The 18,193-nt window shown below is 38.8% G+C and carries 19 protein-coding genes; 15 read left to right on the top strand and 4 right to left on the bottom strand.

Translation table 11 applies throughout. The features are described from left to right. Positions 1-261: 261 nt before the first annotated feature. The 4 genes from QM911_RS08660 (at position 262) to pdxT (ending at position 2,824) form a co-directional block, all read left to right on the top strand. The gene (locus QM911_RS08660; protein ID WP_414313737.1) at positions 262-600 is read left to right on the top strand and encodes a zinc ribbon domain-containing protein YjdM; all 339 of its coding nucleotides are present in this window, start codon (positions 262-264) and stop codon (positions 598-600) included. 2 nt (positions 601-602) lie between these two features. Then, positions 603-1,235, top strand: a complete 633-nt coding sequence (locus QM911_RS08655; RefSeq protein ID WP_414313736.1) for a Pr6Pr family membrane protein — start codon at positions 603-605, stop codon at positions 1,233-1,235. Positions 1,236-1,372: 137 nt separating this feature from the next. After that, positions 1,373-2,248: a pyridoxal 5'-phosphate synthase lyase subunit PdxS gene (gene pdxS / locus QM911_RS08650; RefSeq protein WP_006153788.1), complete on the top strand. Its 876-nt coding sequence runs from the start codon at positions 1,373-1,375 to the stop codon at positions 2,246-2,248. Then, positions 2,249-2,824, top strand: coding sequence for a pyridoxal 5'-phosphate synthase glutaminase subunit PdxT (gene pdxT, locus QM911_RS08645; protein ID WP_414313735.1), 576 nt, complete (start codon positions 2,249-2,251; stop codon positions 2,822-2,824). Between the two features lie 29 nt (positions 2,825-2,853). Here pdxT and trhA read toward each other — a convergent pair whose 3' ends face one another. After that, positions 2,854-3,501, bottom strand: a complete 648-nt coding sequence (gene trhA / locus QM911_RS08640) for a PAQR family membrane homeostasis protein TrhA (protein WP_001097751.1) — start codon at positions 3,499-3,501, stop codon at positions 2,854-2,856. Further along, positions 3,491-3,946, bottom strand: a complete 456-nt coding sequence (locus tag QM911_RS08635; protein WP_414313734.1) for a DUF1836 domain-containing protein — start codon at positions 3,944-3,946, stop codon at positions 3,491-3,493. Before QM911_RS08635 ends, trhA begins: the two co-directional genes overlap by 11 nt. A gap of 134 nt (positions 3,947-4,080) precedes the next feature. Here QM911_RS08635 and QM911_RS08630 point away from each other — a divergent pair, with 134 nt between their 5' ends. The 7 genes from QM911_RS08630 to trxB all read left to right on the top strand — a co-directional run bounded on the left by QM911_RS08630 (position 4,081) and on the right by trxB (position 8,436). Then, positions 4,081-4,581, top strand: coding sequence for an N-acetyltransferase family protein (locus tag QM911_RS08630; RefSeq protein WP_414313733.1), 501 nt, complete (start codon positions 4,081-4,083; stop codon positions 4,579-4,581). Positions 4,582-4,594: 13 nt separating this feature from the next. Next, positions 4,595-5,086, top strand: coding sequence for a methylated-DNA--[protein]-cysteine S-methyltransferase (locus QM911_RS08625; protein WP_414313732.1), 492 nt, complete (start codon positions 4,595-4,597; stop codon positions 5,084-5,086). A 12-nt stretch (positions 5,087-5,098) separates the two neighbouring features. Next, positions 5,099-5,455: a Spx/MgsR family RNA polymerase-binding regulatory protein gene (locus QM911_RS08620; RefSeq protein WP_414313731.1), complete on the top strand. Its 357-nt coding sequence runs from the start codon at positions 5,099-5,101 to the stop codon at positions 5,453-5,455. Between the two features lie 156 nt (positions 5,456-5,611). Further along, positions 5,612-6,412, top strand: a complete 801-nt coding sequence (locus QM911_RS08615; protein WP_414313730.1) for an amino acid ABC transporter permease — start codon at positions 5,612-5,614, stop codon at positions 6,410-6,412. Beyond that, positions 6,412-7,155 carry an amino acid ABC transporter ATP-binding protein gene (locus QM911_RS08610; protein ID WP_311522753.1) on the top strand — a complete coding sequence of 248 codons (744 nt, stop codon included), beginning with the start codon at positions 6,412-6,414 and terminating at the stop codon, positions 7,153-7,155. The genes QM911_RS08615 and QM911_RS08610 overlap by 1 nt, the downstream gene beginning before the upstream one ends. 79 nt (positions 7,156-7,234) lie before the next feature. Further along, positions 7,235-7,459 (top strand): DUF4059 family protein, encoded by a 225-nt coding sequence (locus QM911_RS08605; protein ID WP_000960970.1) that lies wholly within the window; start codon positions 7,235-7,237, stop codon positions 7,457-7,459. 65 nt (positions 7,460-7,524) lie between these two features. Next, positions 7,525-8,436 (top strand): thioredoxin-disulfide reductase, encoded by a 912-nt coding sequence (trxB, locus tag QM911_RS08600; protein WP_414313729.1) that lies wholly within the window; start codon positions 7,525-7,527, stop codon positions 8,434-8,436. A gap of 179 nt (positions 8,437-8,615) precedes the next feature. On the opposite strand, the gene rlmB is transcribed toward trxB, so the two are convergent. Together rlmB and def are read right to left on the bottom strand one after the other, a co-directional pair. Next, a complete protein-coding gene (gene rlmB, locus QM911_RS08595; protein WP_414313728.1) occupies positions 8,616-9,344 on the bottom strand; it encodes a 23S rRNA (guanosine(2251)-2'-O)-methyltransferase RlmB in 729 nt (242 codons plus the stop codon). A gap of 44 nt (positions 9,345-9,388) precedes the next feature. Next, positions 9,389-10,000, bottom strand: a complete 612-nt coding sequence (gene def, locus QM911_RS08590; protein ID WP_001272935.1) for a peptide deformylase — start codon at positions 9,998-10,000, stop codon at positions 9,389-9,391. A 160-nt stretch (positions 10,001-10,160) separates the two neighbouring features. Between def and QM911_RS08585 the strand changes: the two genes are divergently transcribed. From QM911_RS08585 to QM911_RS08570, 4 genes are all read left to right on the top strand, one after another. Continuing rightward, complete coding sequence (locus QM911_RS08585; RefSeq protein WP_414313727.1) at positions 10,161-11,480, top strand: CapA family protein; 1,320 nt, start codon at positions 10,161-10,163, stop codon at positions 11,478-11,480. A gap of 21 nt (positions 11,481-11,501) precedes the next feature. Next, a complete protein-coding gene (locus QM911_RS08580; RefSeq protein WP_414313726.1) occupies positions 11,502-12,329 on the top strand; it encodes an HAD family hydrolase in 828 nt (275 codons plus the stop codon). A 1-nt stretch (position 12,330) separates the two neighbouring features. Then, positions 12,331-12,966 (top strand): SGNH/GDSL hydrolase family protein, encoded by a 636-nt coding sequence (locus tag QM911_RS08575; protein ID WP_414313725.1) that lies wholly within the window; start codon positions 12,331-12,333, stop codon positions 12,964-12,966. Between the two features lie 412 nt (positions 12,967-13,378). Next, positions 13,379-18,193, top strand: a 4,815-nt coding sequence (locus tag QM911_RS08570) for an SspB-related isopeptide-forming adhesin (RefSeq protein WP_414313724.1), incomplete at its 3' end; no start/stop codon positions are given.

Genomic DNA, 18,193 nt, shown 5'->3' with positions numbered 1-18,193 from the left:
ATATGATTCTTTCTAATGAGTTGTTTGATCGCTTTTCATTATAGGTCATATGGGACTTTTTTTCTACACAAAAATAGGCTCCATAATATCCATAGGGGATTTACCCACTACAAATATTATAGAGCCATTTTTAACCGATTGACCATGATAGTGGTGAGTCGGTTTTTTAGCAATTTGTCAAATTTTGAATTTTAAGGTATAATAGATCCTGTTAACGAAAATTTGACAATCAAATAATCATAAATTTTTTAAGGAGATAACATGAGTCAATTACCAAATTGCCCAAAATGTAATTCAGAATATGTCTATGAAGACGGAGCCTTGCTAGTCTGTCCAGAGTGTGCTTATGAATGGAATCCTGCTGAGCAAGCTGAGATTGAAGAAGGTCTTGTTGCCATCGATGCAAATGGGAACAAACTAGCTGATGGAGATACAGTAACCTTGATCAAGGACCTTAAGGTCAAAGGTGCTCCTAAAGACCTCAAACAAGGAACTCGTGTGAAAAACATCCGTATTGTTGAAGGTGACCATAACATTGACTGTAAGATTGATGGTTTTGGTGCTATGAAACTTAAATCAGAATTTGTGAAGAAGATTTAATCATGATTAAAAACGAAAAAGTAATATTTTATAGTCGTATCTTTTTATTTATAGCAGCATTTACTGGTGTATACTTGGAGATTACCAAACGCGGTGGTTTAGGGATGTTGCTTTACTACACAGTACTTTCTAACCTTTTGGTTGTACTCTTTACAGGTTATCTTTTGTTAAAGATGCGTAGTGGCGGTCATAGTTGGCAGAGTCCTGGTATTCTACGTCTCAAAGGTGGCGTCACTATGAGTATTATGATTACTTGTGTCATCTATCATTTCATGCTGGCTCCTTTGACGACAGATTTTTACCGTTTGGAGAATTTCCTTTGCCATTACATTGTCCCTCTCTGGTTTTTAGCAGATACAATTATTTTTGACAAAAGTCGCCAATATAAGTTGGTTGATCCCATGCTTTGGACTAGCCTTCCTTTGCTTTATATGATTTTTGCCCTCTTAAACGGTTTTGTTCTAAAGATGGATGTCCCTAATGCTAAGGATAGTCCCTTCCCTTATTTCTTTTTGAATGCTACCAAACATGGTTGGGGCTTTGTCTTTAAATGGGCAGCCACTATCTTTGTTGCTTATATGGTTTCAGGATATCTGTTTTATCTTGTTAAAAACATTAAAAAATCTAAGAAATAAGAGTACCTTATATGGGTACTTTTTTGATGATTGATATAATTGTACCCGGACAAATTGATTTATTTTATCTTGTTATGCAGTCTTTTTTACCTTACAATAAAACTGTAGCTACCAATACAACTATTGAGGAAGAAAAAATGACTGAAAATCGTTATGAATTAAATAAAAATTTGGCACAGATGCTTAAAGGTGGCGTCATTATGGATGTTCAAAATCCTGAACAAGCAAGAATTGCAGAGGCTGCAGGTGCGGCAGCTGTTATGGCCTTGGAGCGAATCCCAGCTGATATTCGTGCAGCTGGTGGTGTCTCTCGCATGAGCGACCCAAAGATGATCAAGGAAATCCAAGAAGCAGTCAGTATTCCAGTTATGGCCAAGGTTCGAATTGGGCATTTTGTTGAAGCACAGATTTTGGAAGCCATCGAGATTGACTATATCGATGAGAGTGAGGTGTTATCTCCAGCTGACGATCGTTTCCATGTGGATAAGAAAGAATTCCAAGTTCCTTTTGTTTGCGGTGCAAAAGATCTAGGAGAAGCCTTGCGTCGTATCGCTGAAGGAGCTTCAATGATTCGAACAAAAGGGGAACCTGGAACAGGAGATATCGTTCAGGCAGTCCGCCATATGCGCATGATGAATCAAGAAATCCGTCGCATCCAAAATCTCCGTGAAGATGAACTCTATGTCGCAGCAAAAGAACTCCAAGTTCCAGTAGAATTAGTTCAATACGTCCACGAACATGGTAAATTACCAGTTGTCAACTTTGCAGCTGGAGGAGTTGCAACACCAGCAGATGCTGCTCTCATGATGCAGCTAGGTGCAGAAGGCGTCTTTGTCGGCTCAGGGATTTTCAAGTCAGGTGATCCTGTTAAACGTGCAGCAGCCATTGTCAAGGCAGTCACAAACTATCAAAATCCTCAAATTTTAGCTCAAATCTCAGAAGATTTGGGAGAAGCCATGGTTGGTATCAATGAGAATGAAATCCAAATTCTCATGGCTGAGCGAGGAAAATAGATGAAAATCGGAATATTGGCCTTACAAGGAGCCTTTGTAGAACACGAAAAAGTGCTTGCTGAACTAGGAGTTGAAAGTATTGAATTGCGAAATCTTGAAGACTTTCAACAACATCAGAGTGACTTGTCAGGTTTGATTTTACCTGGCGGTGAGTCGACAGCTATGGGAAAACTCCTACGTGACCAGAATATGCTACTCCCTCTAAGAGAGGCTATTCTCAATGGTTTACCAGTCTTTGGGACTTGTGCCGGTTTGATTTTGCTAGCGAGACAAATCGCTTCTCAAGAGGAAAGTCATCTAGCGACTATGGATATAGTAGTTGAGCGCAATGCCTATGGACGTCAGCTAGGAAGTTTTTATACCGAAGCAGAGTGCAAGGGTGTTGGCAAGATTCCCATGACCTTTATCCGTGGACCTATTATTAGTGAAGTTGGTAAGGGTGTTGATATTCTAGCAGTAGTGAATCATCAAATCGTTGCTGCTCAAGAAAAGAATATGCTAGTGACCTCCTTTCATCCGGAATTGACAAATGATCTTCGCTTGCATCAATACTTTATCAACATGTGCAAAAAATAAAAATAGGTCGGGATTTTCCCGGCCTATTTTTACATGTAATAAACAATGGCAATGTATTGCAGAGCAGAAGCTGCTAGGATGAAGAGATGCCAGATCATATGGAAGTATGGTTTCTTCTTAGCGTAAAATCCAGCACCAACTGTATAGCAAAGCCCACCTGATACCATAAGAGTCCAAAAGATTGGATTTGTTTGACTGATGATTGCTGGTAGGATAGCCACAACTAACCACCCCATAATTAAGTAGAGAATTAGACTAAATTTTTCATTGACTTTTTTGGCAAAGATTTTATAAAGAATACCGAAAATAGTTGTTCCCCATTGGATAGCAATAATCAGGTAACCAAACCAGTTATTCATCAAGGTTAAAACGACAGGAGTATAAGAGCCAGCAATCGCAACATAAATCATGGAATGATCGATGATACGAAGCACGTACTTATGAGTGGAACCATAAGCCATAGAATGATAAATGGTCGATGAAAGGAACATGAGAAAGAGGCTAATAACGAAAATCGACACCCCAATCGATGATAAAAATCCATGAGCTTCATAACTATAGGTTGATGAGATAGGGAGCAAAATCAGCATGATAAGTGCCCCTACAGCATGGGTGACACTGTTTGCTATCTCTTCTCCAAAACTAAGGCGCTTGCTAAGTTTAAAACTAGTATTCATTTGTTTCCTCCTCTTCGGTTTCTTTATAGACCAGTGCAAGTGTTTGATGATAGAGCTTGACCGTTTGGCAGCTTGTTCGGATAATAGGATTAGCTGGGTCTAGGTCTTCGTTCATGTAGTTTACAAAAGCATTGTAAAGTTCTTCTGAGTTAGTCTCTGTGTGTAGGGTATTAAGGGTTTGAGCAATTTCCTGGATTGAAAAAACAGACTTGAGCGTTGTGATAGCAATCAATCGGGCGATTTGTTTGCGTTGGTATTTTTTCTTTTCAGGTTTGCTGATATAGCCGTGTTTGACATAGTTGTTCACCATTGATGCAGTTAAACCTTTCTCTTTAGCAAGAGAAATTGGGGAACAAACTTTATTTACATAAAGTAAGACCTGATCCAAATAAAGATCAATGTTTGGAATTTCGTCCCATTCTGGGTAGGAAAAAGTAGATTTCATTTCCAACTTCTGTTTATCTAGTTTTGATAACTAGATTATAAAATAATAGAAATAAAAAGTCAAGTTTTAACTGCTTGTAGAAAGCCTTAAATTATGCTATGATGAGAGAAACTAGTCAGAAAAGAGGAGATAAGATGGAAATTCGTTTAGCCTTTCCAAATGAAGTAGATGCAATTATGCAGGTGATTGAGGAAGCTAAAAAATGCTTGGCAGAAGCTGGTAGCACTCAGTGGCAAAATGGTTATCCAAATACTGATACGATTATCGAAGATATTATCTCAGGTCAGGCTTATGTAGCCCTGGAAGAAGGAGAACTCTTAGCTTATGCAGCAGTGACTAAAAGTCCAGAAAAAGCCTATGAAGCCATTTATGATGGAAGTTGGGAAGGAAGAGAACCAGAATATCTTGTATTTCACCGGATTGCGGTTTCTAGAGATGTCCAAGGGCAAGGTGTTGCCCAGATCTTCTTGGAAGGCTTGATTGAAGGCTTTGATTACCTGGATTTTCGTTCAGATACACATGATAAAAACAAGGCCATGCAACATATCTTTGAAAAGCTTGGTTTTAAACAGGTCGGTAAAGTTCCAGTAGATGGGGAACGTTTGGCCTATCAAAAATTAAAATCAAATGTCTAAGAAGTATGCAAAGATGCTGTACAAGTCTCCGATTGGAATCTTATCTTTGGTAGCAGATGATCACTATCTGTTTGGGATATGGGTTGAAGCACAGAGCCATTTTGAGCGAGGTTTGTCGGTGTGTAATCTAGTTGAGGTGAAAAGTCATCCCATTTTAAATCAAATTGCTAGCTGTTTAGATGCTTATTTTAAAGGACAAAATCAAGATTTGTCTCAGTTACCTTTGGCTCCTGTTGGTAGTGACTTTGAAAAAAGAGTCTGGAACTACTTGCGTGGAATTCCTTTTGGTCAGACTGTTACTTATGGACAAATAGCTAAGGACTTGCAAGTAGCTTCTGCACAAGCAATCGGAGGAGCAGTAGGACGTAATCCTTGGTCAATCCTAGTACCTTGTCACCGCGTATTAGGTGCTGGTAATCGTCTAACAGGCTATGCTTCAGGAATTGACAAGAAGGCTTGGCTCTTAAAGCATGAAGGTGCAGCATTTCAAGAAAATAAGAAATAGAAAGTAAAGAAAATGTTAGAATTTATCGAATATCCAAAATGTACAACTTGTAAAAAAGCCAAAAAAGAGTTAGATCAACTCGGGCTAGAGTATAAAGATGTTCATATTGTAGAAGACACTCCGAGTGAAAAGATCATTTTAAACTGGATTGAAACTTCAGGATTTGAGTTGAAGCAATTTTTCAATACCAGTGGAATTAAATACCGTGAACTGGGCTTAAAAGATAAGGTTGGGACTTTATCCAATAAAGAAGCAGCCAAACTCTTGGCCAGTGATGGTATGTTATTAAAACGTCCAATATTAGTGGAGAATGGTGTTGTTAAACAAATTGGCTATCGTAAAACCTACGACAACTTGGATTTGAAATAGTTTTTTTCTATCTCCTTGATAGGTAAAATATATAACCTCACACTTTTAAAGTATGATAAACTAGTAGGTAGACAAAGTCTCTTCTGCTCGTAGCAAATATTTTAAATCTAGGCAGAAGTATGATAGAATGATTCATTATCAGGAGAGGATGTTTCTATGAATGTTACAACACTTTTAGCATCAGATTGGTACCAAAACTTGATGCAGTATATTCCAGACGGTAAACTGTTTAGTTTTCGTTCCGTCTTTGATGGGATTCCAAGAATTGTACAACAATTGCCAACAACATTGATGTTGACAGTATTTGGTGCTTTTTTTGGTATCATCTTGGCTTTGGTTTTTGCTATTGTAAAAATTAATCGCGTTAGAATTCTTTATCCAATACAAGCATTCTTTGTTAGTTTCTTAAAAGGGACACCAATCCTAGTGCAGCTGATGTTGACTTACTATGGAATTCCTCTGGCATTAAAAGCCTTGAATCAACAATGGGGAACTGCTTTTAATATTAATGCGATTCCGGCTGCAGCTTTTGCCATTGTAGCTTTTGCTTTTAACGAAGCAGCTTACGCTAGTGAAACTATCCGTGCTGCTATTCTTTCTGTCAATCCTGGAGAGATTGAAGCCGCTCGTAGTCTTGGGATGACACGTGCTCAAGTCTATCGTCGTGTGATTATTCCAAATGCAGCGGTAGTAGCGACTCCAACCTTGATTAACTCCCTAATCGGTTTGACTAAGGGTACTTCCCTAGCCTTTAGTGCTGGTGTTGTAGAAGTCTTTGCCCAAGCTCAGATTTTGGGTGGTGCAGACTACCGTTACTTCGAACGTTTCATCTCAGTTGCCCTTGTATACTGGGTGGTAAATATCGCTATTGAAAATCTTGGTCGCTTTATTGAGAGAAAAATGGCCATCGAAGCACCAGATAATGTGAAAACAGATGTGAAAGGAGACCTTCGCTAATGATTAAGATTTCAAATTTAAGCAAATCCTTTTCAGGTCAAACCGTCTTGGATCATCTGAATTTAGATATTCAAAAAGGGGAAGTAGTGGCTTTGATTGGTTCATCAGGAGCAGGGAAATCAACCTTTCTTCGTAGCCTAAATTATCTGGAAACACCTGATAGTGGAAGCATTCAGATTGATGATTTCAAAGTGGATTTTTCTCAAATTACTCAAGAAGAAATCCTGACTCTTCGTCGCAAGTTGTCTATGGTATTCCAACAGTTCAATTTGTTTGAACGTAGAACAGCCCTAGACAATGTCAAGGAAGGTTTGGTAGTTGTTAAAAAACTTTCCGACGAAGAAGCAACTAAGATTGCCAAAGAAGAGTTGGCTAAGGTTGGTCTTTCTGATCGCCAACAGCACTATCCTCGCCACTTATCAGGTGGACAAAAACAACGGGTAGCTTTGGCGCGTGCTTTGGCCATGAAGCCAGCAATCTTGCTCTTGGATGAACCTACTTCAGCCCTTGACCCAGAATTGGTTGGTGAGGTAGAACGATCTATTGCTAATGCTGCAAAATCAGGTCAAACTATGATTTTGGTCAGTCACGATATGTCCTTTGTTTCTCAGGTAGCTGATAAGGTTTTGTTCTTGGATAAAGGAAAGATTATTGAGTCTGGAACACCAGATGAGATTATCAATCATCCTAAAGAAGAACGAACAAAAGAATTCTTTGCTAGTTACAAACGGACCTATATTTGATATAATAGAAGACAAGAGAGACTCAGTTGGCTAGGCTAACTGGGTTTGCTCTTTAAAATTAATAGAAATGAGAGAGAGCATGCTAGTTCAGCTATTTGCTTTGTATTTAGAGAGTTTAGTGTTGACAATTTTACTGGTCTTGATTATTTTGGGACTCTGGATTGGACTTAGAGCTCTGTCGGGGGTTGATAAAACTGCTAAAGCACGTCAAGCCCATCTCTACGATATGATTATGATTGGAGTTTTGACCATTCCAGTATTGTCATTTGCAACCATGAGCATCTTGTTGGTTCTCAAGGCTTAATAGTTGTAAAATGGGATTTAATTCGTTAGAATAAAAATAGTTACAACAAGAAAGAAGGAAAGAGAATGTACGATACGATTATTATCGGTGCAGGTCCTGCTGGGATGACTGCAGCCTTGTATGCAGCACGCAGTAATCTGAAAGTTGCTTTGATTGAAGGTGGCCTTCCTGGTGGTCAGATGAATAATACTTCGGATATTGAAAACTATCCAGGCTATGCCAATATCAGCGGTCCAGAATTAGCTGAAAAAATGTTTGAACCTCTTGAAAATCTGGGTGTTGAGCATCTCTACGGTTTTGTTGAAAATGTTGAAGACCATGGTGATGTAAAAAAAGTTATCACAGCTGATGAAGAATTTGAAACACGTACAGTTATCGTAGCGACTGGTTCCAAGCACCGTCTATTGGATGTTCCAGGCGAAGAAGAACTAAATAGCCGTGGTGTTTCTTATTGTGCCGTTTGTGATGGAGCCTTTTTCCGTGACCAAGATTTGTTGGTTGTAGGTGGAGGTGACTCAGCAGTTGAAGAAGCAATCTTCTTAACACGATTTGCTAAGTCTGTAACCATCATTCACCGTCGTGATGAACTTCGTGCTCAAAAAGTCTTGCAAGATAGAGCTTTTGCCAATGAAAAAATCAATTTCATTTGGGATTCTGTTGTCAAAGAAATCAAGGGTGAGAACCGTGTAGAGTCAGTTGTCATTGAAAATGTTAAAACAGGACAAGTGACAGAACAAGCCTTTGGTGGTGTCTTCATCTATGTTGGATTAGATCCTGTTAGTGATTTCGTTCAAGAATTGCAGATTCGAGACCAGGCAGGTTGGATTGTGACTGATGACCACATGAAGACAAGTGTTGCAGGTATTTTTGCTGTTGGTGATGTTCGTCAAAAAGACCTTCGACAAGTTACAACAGCTGTTGGAGATGGTGCTATTGCAGGTCAAGAGGCCTATAAATATATTACTGAACATAGTTAAAAAGGCGATGGGACAGAAATCGATAGACAAAGTCTCGATTTCGTAGTCCCAGCCCGCGAGTATGATTAGAGCTTTTTAGAGTTTAAAAGACGAACAAAAAGTTCAATCAGCTACCGCGTCAAAGTTTGATTACTAATAAAAAGTGAGGTCGGGATCTTTTGTCCCAACCTCACTTTTTATTAGAGTCGATTTCTGAAGACTTCGTACATGAGGATAGCAGCGGCGACACTGGCATTGAGGCTCTGTACGTGTCCATTCATGGGAATGGTAATCATCTCGTCTACTTGTTTCTTGATGTTGCTTGAAATACCTTTGCCTTCATTTCCGATGATGAGTGCAATCTTTCCTTTGGTATTCCATTTGTTGCAAGGAGTTCCGTTCATATCAGTACCAAATGTCCAGAAGCCTTCATCCTTGAGTTTGTCCAAGGTTTGGCTGAGATTGGTAACGCGGGCGATAGGAACGTGTTCAATCGCACCTGTTGCTGTTTTTGCTACGACAGGAGTAACACCGACAGCTCGATGTTTGGGAATGATAACACCTGAAACATTGGTTGCATCCGCTGTTCTTAAGATAGAACCGAGATTATGTGGGTCCGTTAAACCATCAAGGATTAGTAGTAGTGGGTTTTCTTCCTGGCGTGTCTGAGCAAGAATCTGCTCAAGTTCAGTGTAGGCAAATTCAGAAACACGCAAGACAAAACCTTGGTGAACAGCTCCTTCAGTCATCTCAGAAAGTGATTTTTTGGAAGTCCAAGAAATGGATACTTTCTTTTCAGTAGCCAATTCCTTAACTTTTTCCACATTCTTTCCTCGTAAATCTTCCTGAAGGTAGAGTTTGTTTCCAGTATTTGCTAAAAGAGCTTCTGTGACGGCATGAACGCCATAGACAATATCGTTTGTTTTCATAACTTCATTATAACACAAAATCCTGTCTTGCAACGGGATTTTCTTTATTCAAGAATGAGCAGGCCATCTTTAACTTCAAATGGGTCTTTTTCATTGATACGATCATAGAACATAATGCCATTTAAGTGGTCAATTTCATGTTGAACTACAATAGAGTTATAGCCCTTAAGTTTGATGCGGTGCTTTTCTCCATCCTTATCAAAATAGTCAACGGTTACTCGAGCGTGGCGGATAACATAACCTGGAACAGCACGGTCAACAGACAAGCAACCTTCTCCTTCGCCTAGAGCAGCATCTTGGACTGAATGTGAGACGATTTTAGGATTGTACATGACAGCTTGTAAGTCATAGGCTTCTTGAGGAGTTTCACCTTCCTCAGTGATATTTGGTACCAGTACGGCGATGATGCGTTTTGAGATGTCGAGCTGCGGTGCAGCAAGTCCAACTCCTCCACGTAGACCTAATTTTTCAGCCATAACAGGATCTTGCGAGTGTTTCAAAAATTGCATCATTTTTTCTCCAAGAATGATATCTTGATCACTCAAGGGGAAGCTGACTTCCTCGGCAACAGCACGAAGAGTAGGGTTCCCTTCGCGGATAATATCTTTCATATCGATTAAATGAGCAGCTTTGGTAATTCGTTCTATAGCAGACATATTCTTTCCTTTCCTTCTATTACAATTACATGATAACACAAAACAGATGAGAAAGAAAGTCACAGAAGCTGTTAAAAAATTATAGAATAAAAGGAAATACCTATTTGTCTGTGGTATAATAGAGTAAGAAAATAGACTTTAAAATCATGGGAGAAAAATGATGGAACAACGTAGTAGAAAAAGAAAAAATGGTCCTGTTTTACATGCTATTAGAAATACTGTTCGATTTTTCAGGAGCTATAAGCAGTGGAACAATCGCACTTTTATTGTGGTCCTGTTAGCTTCGGTAGCTACCTCGATGATGCTGACTTTATTAGTGGAAGGAACTCGAGGGATTTCTTTAAGCAGTAGTGATCCAAGTGCCCTGCAGAAAAAGTCAAATTCTCAGGAGAAGAATGCAGAGTCGGAACAGGAAACAAGTGCGCGTATCATGGCAAATGGTGATTTGCTCTATCATGACATTATTTACATTTCAGCCAAAAAATCAGATGGCACCTATGATTTCCATGAAAATTTTGAATATGTGAAACCTTGGCTGAAGCAAGCTGACTTAGTCATTGGTGATTTTGAAGGAACTGTAAATAAAGACCATTATCTCGCAGGTTACCCTTTGTTTAATGCACCTGGTGAAGTCATGGATGCTATAAAAGATGCGGGCTATCAAGTGCTAGACTTGGCTCACAATCATATCTTGGATTCTCAGATTGAGGGAGTGGTTTCAACTGCAGATGCTATTGAAAAGGCAGGAATGACGCCGGTCGGGGTCTATACCCATGAATCACGAGACAAGGCGCCTTTACTGATCAAGGAAGTTAATGGTATAAAAGTTGCTATTTTAGCTTATTCCTATGGTTTTAACGGCATTGAACAAAGCATTTCACAAGAGGATTATAATCGTTATCTTTCAGACTTAGACGAAGATAAAATGAAGGCTGAAATTGAACGAGCAGAGAAGGAGGCAGATATTACAATTATCATGCCTCAGATGGGAGTTGAGTATCAAATTGAGCCGACTGAGGAGCAAAAGAAACTTTACCATAAAATGATTGATTGGGGAGCTGATATTATCTTTGGTGGTCACCCTCACGTTGTTGAACCAGCTGAAACGGTTGAAAAAGACGGTGATAAAAAGCTTATCATTTACTCTATGGGGAATTTCATCTCAAATCAACGGATTGAAACCATGCAGGATGTGGAAAATGCCAAGTGGACGGAACGTGGAGTTCTCATGGATGTGACCATTAAGAAGAAATCTGGTAAAACGATTATCGAAACTGCCCAAGCCCATCCAAGCTGGGTGAGTCGTACTCCAAAGGGAGGCTATTCTCCAGAAGGCTACCCACTCTATCTTTACCAAACTTATATCCTGGAAGATTTTATAGAGGGTGGGAAATACCGTAGCCAGTTAGACGAGGCCACCAAGCAACGGATTGATACAGCCTATAAAGAAATGAATGAACATGTCAATTTGAAGTGGTAGTGACATAAAAAGAGGAGCAAGATGGATATTAAGATAATAGCGACGGATATGGACGGTACTTTGTTGGATCCTCAAGGACAACTGGATCTACCTCGACTAGAGAAAATTTTAGATCAGCTAGATCAGCGTGGAGTTCGTTTTGTCATTGCAACGGGAAATGAAGTTCATCGAATGCGACAATTACTGGAACATCTAGCAGATAGAGTAGTTCTCGTGGTTGCTAATGGTGCTCGTATATTCGAAAGTGATCAATTGATTCAAGCTCAGACTTGGGACGATGCTATGGTTGATAGAGCTTTGGCTCATTTTAAAGGCAGAGAGTGTCAGGATCAGTTTGTCGTAACTGCTATGAATGGCGGTTTTGTCAAGGAAGGCACTGTCTTTACAGAACTTGATAAATTCATGACTCCGGAGATGATTAAGAAATTCTATCAACGGATGCACTTCGTCGATGAATTTGACTCTAAACTCTTCGGTGGTGTTCTCAAGATGAGTATGGTTGTTGGTGAAGAACGATCCGATTCGGTTTTACAGGAAATCAATGACTTATTTGATGGTCATGTGCGAGCTGTTTCTAGTGGATATGGTTGTATTGATATCTTACAAGATGGGATTCATAAGGCTTGGGGCTTAGAAGAATTGCTCAAACGTTGGAACTTAAAACCCGAACAAATCATGACCTTTGGTGATAGTGAAAATGACATTGAAATGTTAGAGTTGGCAGGTATTTCTTACGCAATGGAAAATGCAGAGGATAGAGTCAAGGAAATTGCGACAGAAGTAGCGCCAGCAAACAGTCAGGCTGGTGTTTACCAAGTTTTAGAAAACTGGCTAGAAGAAGGAGAATAACTTGGCAGTACAATTATTAGAAAACTGGCTCTTGAAAGAGCAGGAGAAAATCCAAACCAAGTATCGTGAACTCAATCAAATCTCAGTAATTGAACCAGATATCATCTTTATTGGAGATTCTATTGTTGAATATTTTCCCTTGCAAGAATTATTTGGAACGTCAAAAAACATTGTGAATCGAGGAATTCGAGGCTATCAGATTGGGCTTTTACGAGAGAATCTTGATGCTCACCTCTATGGTGATGCAGTGGATCAAATTGTACTATTGATTGGGACAAATGACATTGGAAAGGATGTTCCAATGAATGAAGCGCTAAATAATCTTGAAAGCGTGATTCAAACCATTTCTCGTGATTATCCACTTTCACAGATAAAGCTAGTTTCAATCTTACCGGTCAATGAGAGTACGAACTTCAAGCAGACTGTTTACATTCGTACTAATGAGAAAATCAAGGCCTGGAACCAAGCCTATCAAGACCTTGCCTCTGCCTATATTCAGGTTGAATTTGTGCCTGTTTTTGAGAACTTACTCGATCAGAAAGGGCAACTCAAGTCAGACTTCACAACAGATGGCCTTCACCTCAGCGTCTCTGGTTACCAGGCTTTATCAAGTACTCTAAAAAAATATATTTTCTAGATTGATTCACTAATGTGAGATAATTTTAAGAGTCATAAAAATTATAAAAATTCTTCTTGTAGATGTTAAAAAGTGATAAACATTCACTGTAATCTATAAGTTGAATTTTTTGTTTTTATCATAAATTTGCTCTAAAAACAGAGTATTTTTCCTATATAGAGAACAAAGCAGAAATAATAACAAATATTTAAATGTATGAAATTTAAATATCTTGATACTAAATATTCTTTATAAATGCATATTATACAATTTAAAGCTGAGGCTTGGAGCATCTTTTTTCTTGCTATAAATCTTACACTATGTTATACTGTTAGCGTTACTAGTAATTTTGGGAGAGACATTTTCTTTTAAGGAAAAAATAAATAATCTTACATATTATTAGTCAAAAAGTTAAAAAAGGAGAACTTATCACATGATAAGAAGAGAGCAACAACGATTTTCTTTAAGAAAATACAAAGTTGGTGTCGCATCAGTTTTCTTAGGAACGACCCTTAGCTTTATGCTAGCTAACGGTAGTGCTGTAAATGCTGCTGAGATTGTAGCACAAAAAGCAGCTTCTGCTGAGAAGGCTGAACTAGTCGATAAGGAAAAGTTGACAGAGCCATCCACGGATCTAGCAAATTCGGCTGTTTCTGAAACTTCTGAAGAAAAGGTAGAAACTTCAACACCTGAGGTTAAGCCTGAAGAAGCAAAAACAGAGACAACGGAAGTTAAGTCTGAAGAAGCAAAAACAGACTCAACAGAAGTTAAGGCTGAAGAGGCAAAAACAGAGTCGACGGAAGTTAAATCTGAAGAGAAAAAAGCAGAGTCGACGGAAGTGAAGACCGAGAAGGAAAAAACAGAGTCAACTGAGGTCAAAGCTGAAGTATCTGCGCCAGCAATTACAGAAAGCAAAAGTGAAAAACCAAAGGTAGGACTTTCTGAAGTGAAGGCTGAGCCTGTAAAACCAGCAGGAGCTAGATCAGCAACTGAAGAGTCTGTACCAACAGACTCAAACAATCAAAAGTCTGAACAACAGACAGAAGTTTCAGCAGTAGCTGAGGCAACTAGCCTTGATGCAAATGCAGGAACAAATAAGGTTGAAGCAAAACCACTAGTTGATACTGAAACACTAGCTTTGGCAGCTGAAAACACTGTAAATGCAGGTGCCTTGGCTACAAATGGTGGTCGTCGTCGTAATCGTCGTGATGCAACAAATCACAATGTTGAGGCGGTTTCTGTTGCAACAACTTTAAACCCTAAAACTGAAGCTACTCCAGATATGTCAAATCCTAATGGAGCAACTGTTAGATCTCAAAATATCCGTGCTGGATATGAGGCTGCTTCTGGAGATAAGTATACTTATGGGGTTATCGATTTAACTCGTTACAATACGCGTTATAACAAAAATTACTATATTCGAGTCTCAAAAGATTTTAATCAAAATGTAGCTTCTGTAGTAGAATTGGTAGATAAGAATACCAATACAGTTCTTGAAACACACAATGTAACAGCGGGTTCAAGCAGACAGCTCTTTACGAAGACAGCAGAAGGTTCTAGAACAGCTGCTGCTTCAGGTGGAGAATTGACATTTTATGTAGATTATGATGCTGGTAAAGGTAAAGGTGCTAGTAAGACCGACAAACCTTTCTTACAATTTGATTGGAAGATTGATTCAGCAATTGAATCTTATCAACATAAAGCTGGTAAAACTCCAGAAGAGGTGGCTCATAAAAAACTATTCTCAGATGTAACAGATTCTCGTGTAGTTACAGATATATTTAATGCAGTTGAACCAGCTTATAATGGTCGTGAAGTTACTAACACAAACCGTATCATTCCAGTTATGGTTGATAATTCAACTTTTTATAAGGTAGTTGATGAGAATAGTACAGACTATAAGGCGGCTAAAGATAAATCAGAAGCCGATAGAAAAAATCCATCTATCCAAAATTATAAAGCAACTGGTAATGAGGAAACTCTAGCTTCTTATAAAGCTATAGGTATGGAAGGACAAGAATTTACTTCTTCTGGTCTTCGTCATTTTAAAGGCTATCGCCTATATCAACCAGCTGAACTTAATGGGACTTCAGGTTATTTAAGTCGTCATTTCAATGTTGGTGATAAGTTTATGGATGCTGATGCTTATGGTATCAAGCGTATTAAGGAAGTTGTCAAGGAAGATGGTACTGTTGTTATCCGTGTTTATTTGTTGGATCCTAGACAGCAAAATAAACGTTCAGATGGGTCTCTGGACACAAATGGCTATATGCTAATTGCAGAGACAGAACCAATTGCTCCTGGACAAAAGAATACTAAGCCTCTTGTGAAGCAAATGAATCCTCTGAATACCATTGCCTTCACAGACAGTAATGGTGTATACCATCCAAATGGTAAAACAGTTGGTTTTGATTTCCAAAAAGACCCTAAATATATTCCATATATGACTGTGTTTGTACCATTCTTGGGAGACGGAATTGGTCACTGGTCAGATAACAGTCAGTTGGTCAATGGTGTAGGGGGGATTGGTACCAACGTTGACTTGTTAAATACCCTTACTCCATTTACTCCAGCAGTCTACTATTATGATAAGATTCCTCCTGTTGATGTAGAGTTAAAAGTTACAAAAGCACTGACCGATTCAACAAATAAACGTACATTACGTGATGGAGACTTTACATTTAATATTAAGAATGCTGATGCCAATACTCCAGCTATCAATGAGGATGTAACGAATAAAGCCGATGGATCTGTAATCTTCAAATCTAAAGAAGTGATTCAGGCAGATGGTACCAAAAAAACAGTGCCAATGATTACTTTGGATAAAGAAGGTGTCTATAACTACATTATCACTGAAAAAGCTGGTTCAGACTCAGATGTTGATTATGATGGTATGAGTGTCACTGCAACAGTTGTAGTTAAAGAAAAGAAAGATTCTGCCAATAACTATTTGGGTGAATACGAATATACTGTTACATACACTTCAACAGGTGGCCAAAATAGAAATGGTGAGGAAAATAATAAAACAACACCAAATAATGATACAGAGTTTAACAACTTTGTCGTAGCTCCAGTAAAAGTTAAATTTGACTTCACGAAGAAATTGGCTGGACGTGAACTTAAAGACGGAGAATTCAAATTCGTTCTTAAAGATGCAAACGGACAAGAAGTTGAAACTGTAACTAACAAAAAAGATGGAACTGTAACATTTAAAGAAATAGCATTCGATAACTCTAAAGTTGGTACTCACACTTATACTGTTGAAGAAGTGATTCCAGCTTCAAAAGAGCTTGGAATGACTTATGACACCATGAAAGCAACAATTACAGTTGAAGTTTCTAAAAAAGGCCATACTCTTACAACTGTAGCTACTGTATCATCAACAGGTGGGGTAGACGCTAATGGTAAAGCAACTGATGGAACAGCGGATAAAGAGTTCAACAACAAAATAACTCCTCCAGAAACACCTGTATTCCAACCAGAGAAATTTGTCCTTAATAAAGAAAAAGTTGATCTAACAGGTACAAAATTAATGGACGATGACGATGAGCTTCAGGATGAGTACACAGAAACAAATGCAAATCCGTATGCTGATCAAGTCAAGAACAACGAAGCGGAAAACATTAATACCAAGACTGTTGAACGTGGTGATAAATTAGTTTACCAAGTATGGTTGGATACAAAGAACTTCACTGACAAGAATAACATCCAATCTGTAGGTATTTCTGATACATACGATGCAGATAAATTGACTGTTAACTCTGCTGATATTAAAGCTTACGATAGCGTAACAGGAGTTGATGTAACATCTAAATTTGATATTACAGTAGCTAATGGAGTAATTACAGCTACATCTAAAGCTTCTATGAACAAATCTTTAGGTGATGCTGCTAATACTCAAGTTATCGACACAACTAAATTTGCATTTGGTCGTTACTACAAATTTGATATCCCAGCTACAGTTAAAGCGGATGTTCCTGGTGGGGTAGACATCGAAAACAAAGCCAACCAAATCGTTCATGTTTACAACCCAGTAAGCAAATCTGTAGAAACTCCAGAAAAACCAACTCAAAAACGTGTGAACTCTGTACCAATCACTGCAGAATTCAACTTCACGAAACGTTTGGAAGGCCGTGAGCTTAAAGCTGGCGAATTTACATTCGAGTTGAAAGACAGCGACAACGTTGTGATTGCGACTGCAGCTAACGATAAGGATGGTAAGATCAAGTTTGCTCCAGTGGAGTACACAAATAAAGCTGGTGAAAAAGTCACTGCTCTTAAATACAAGAAGGGTCAAGAAGGTACTTATAAGTACACTGTAACAGAGGTTAAAGGTGCAGACGCTACTGTCACTTACGATACAATGAAGGCAGAAGTAACTGTAACAGTATCTCATGACGGTACAGCTAAAGCATTGGTTGCTAACGTAACTGAACCAGCTGACAAAGAGTTCAACAATACAGTAACTCCTCCAACAGCACCTAAGTTCCAACCAGAGAAATACGTTGTTTCTGAAGCGAAATTCGATATCAGAGGCGACAAGCTCGTTGATGATGATAAAGAGTTGGCAGACAAGTACGCAGATACTAAAGCGAACCCATACGCTGACAATGCATCAAACAACGAAGCTCAAAACTTGAATACGAAGACTGTTAACCGCGGAGATAAACTCTACTATCAAGTATGGTTGGATACAACTAAATTCTCAGCAACTAACAAAGAAAACGTTCAATCTGTAGGAATCACTGATGACTTCGATGAAACGAAAGTTGATGTAGATACTTCAGCTATCAAGGCTTACGATTCAGTAAGTGGAGCAGATGTAACAGATAAGTTCGACATCAAGGTTGAAAATGGTGTGATGACTGCAACTCTTAAAGCTGGCTTCACTAAGTCACTTGGCGACGCAGAAAACACTCAAATCATCGACACAACTAAATTCGAGTTTGGTCGCTACTATAAATTCGACATCCCAGCAACTGTTAAAGCTGACGTTGCAGGTGGAGTAGACATCGAAAATACTGCGACTCAAATTGTAAACTACTACAACCCAGTAAGCAAAACTGTTGAGAAACCAGAAAAACCAACTGAAAAACGTGTCAACAACGTTCCAATTGAAGTAGAATTCAACTTCACGAAACGTTTGGAAGGCCGTGAGCTTAAAGCTGGCGAATTTACATTCGAGTTGAAAGACAGCGACAACGTTGTGATTGCGACTGCAGCTAACGATAAGGATGGTAAGATCAAG

It is taken from the genome of Streptococcus infantis (assembly GCF_047460825.1).
In the GTDB taxonomy this organism is placed as follows: Bacteria; Bacillota; Bacilli; order Lactobacillales; family Streptococcaceae; genus Streptococcus; species Streptococcus infantis_V.
This window is presented reverse-complemented; position numbering and strand designations above follow the sequence as displayed.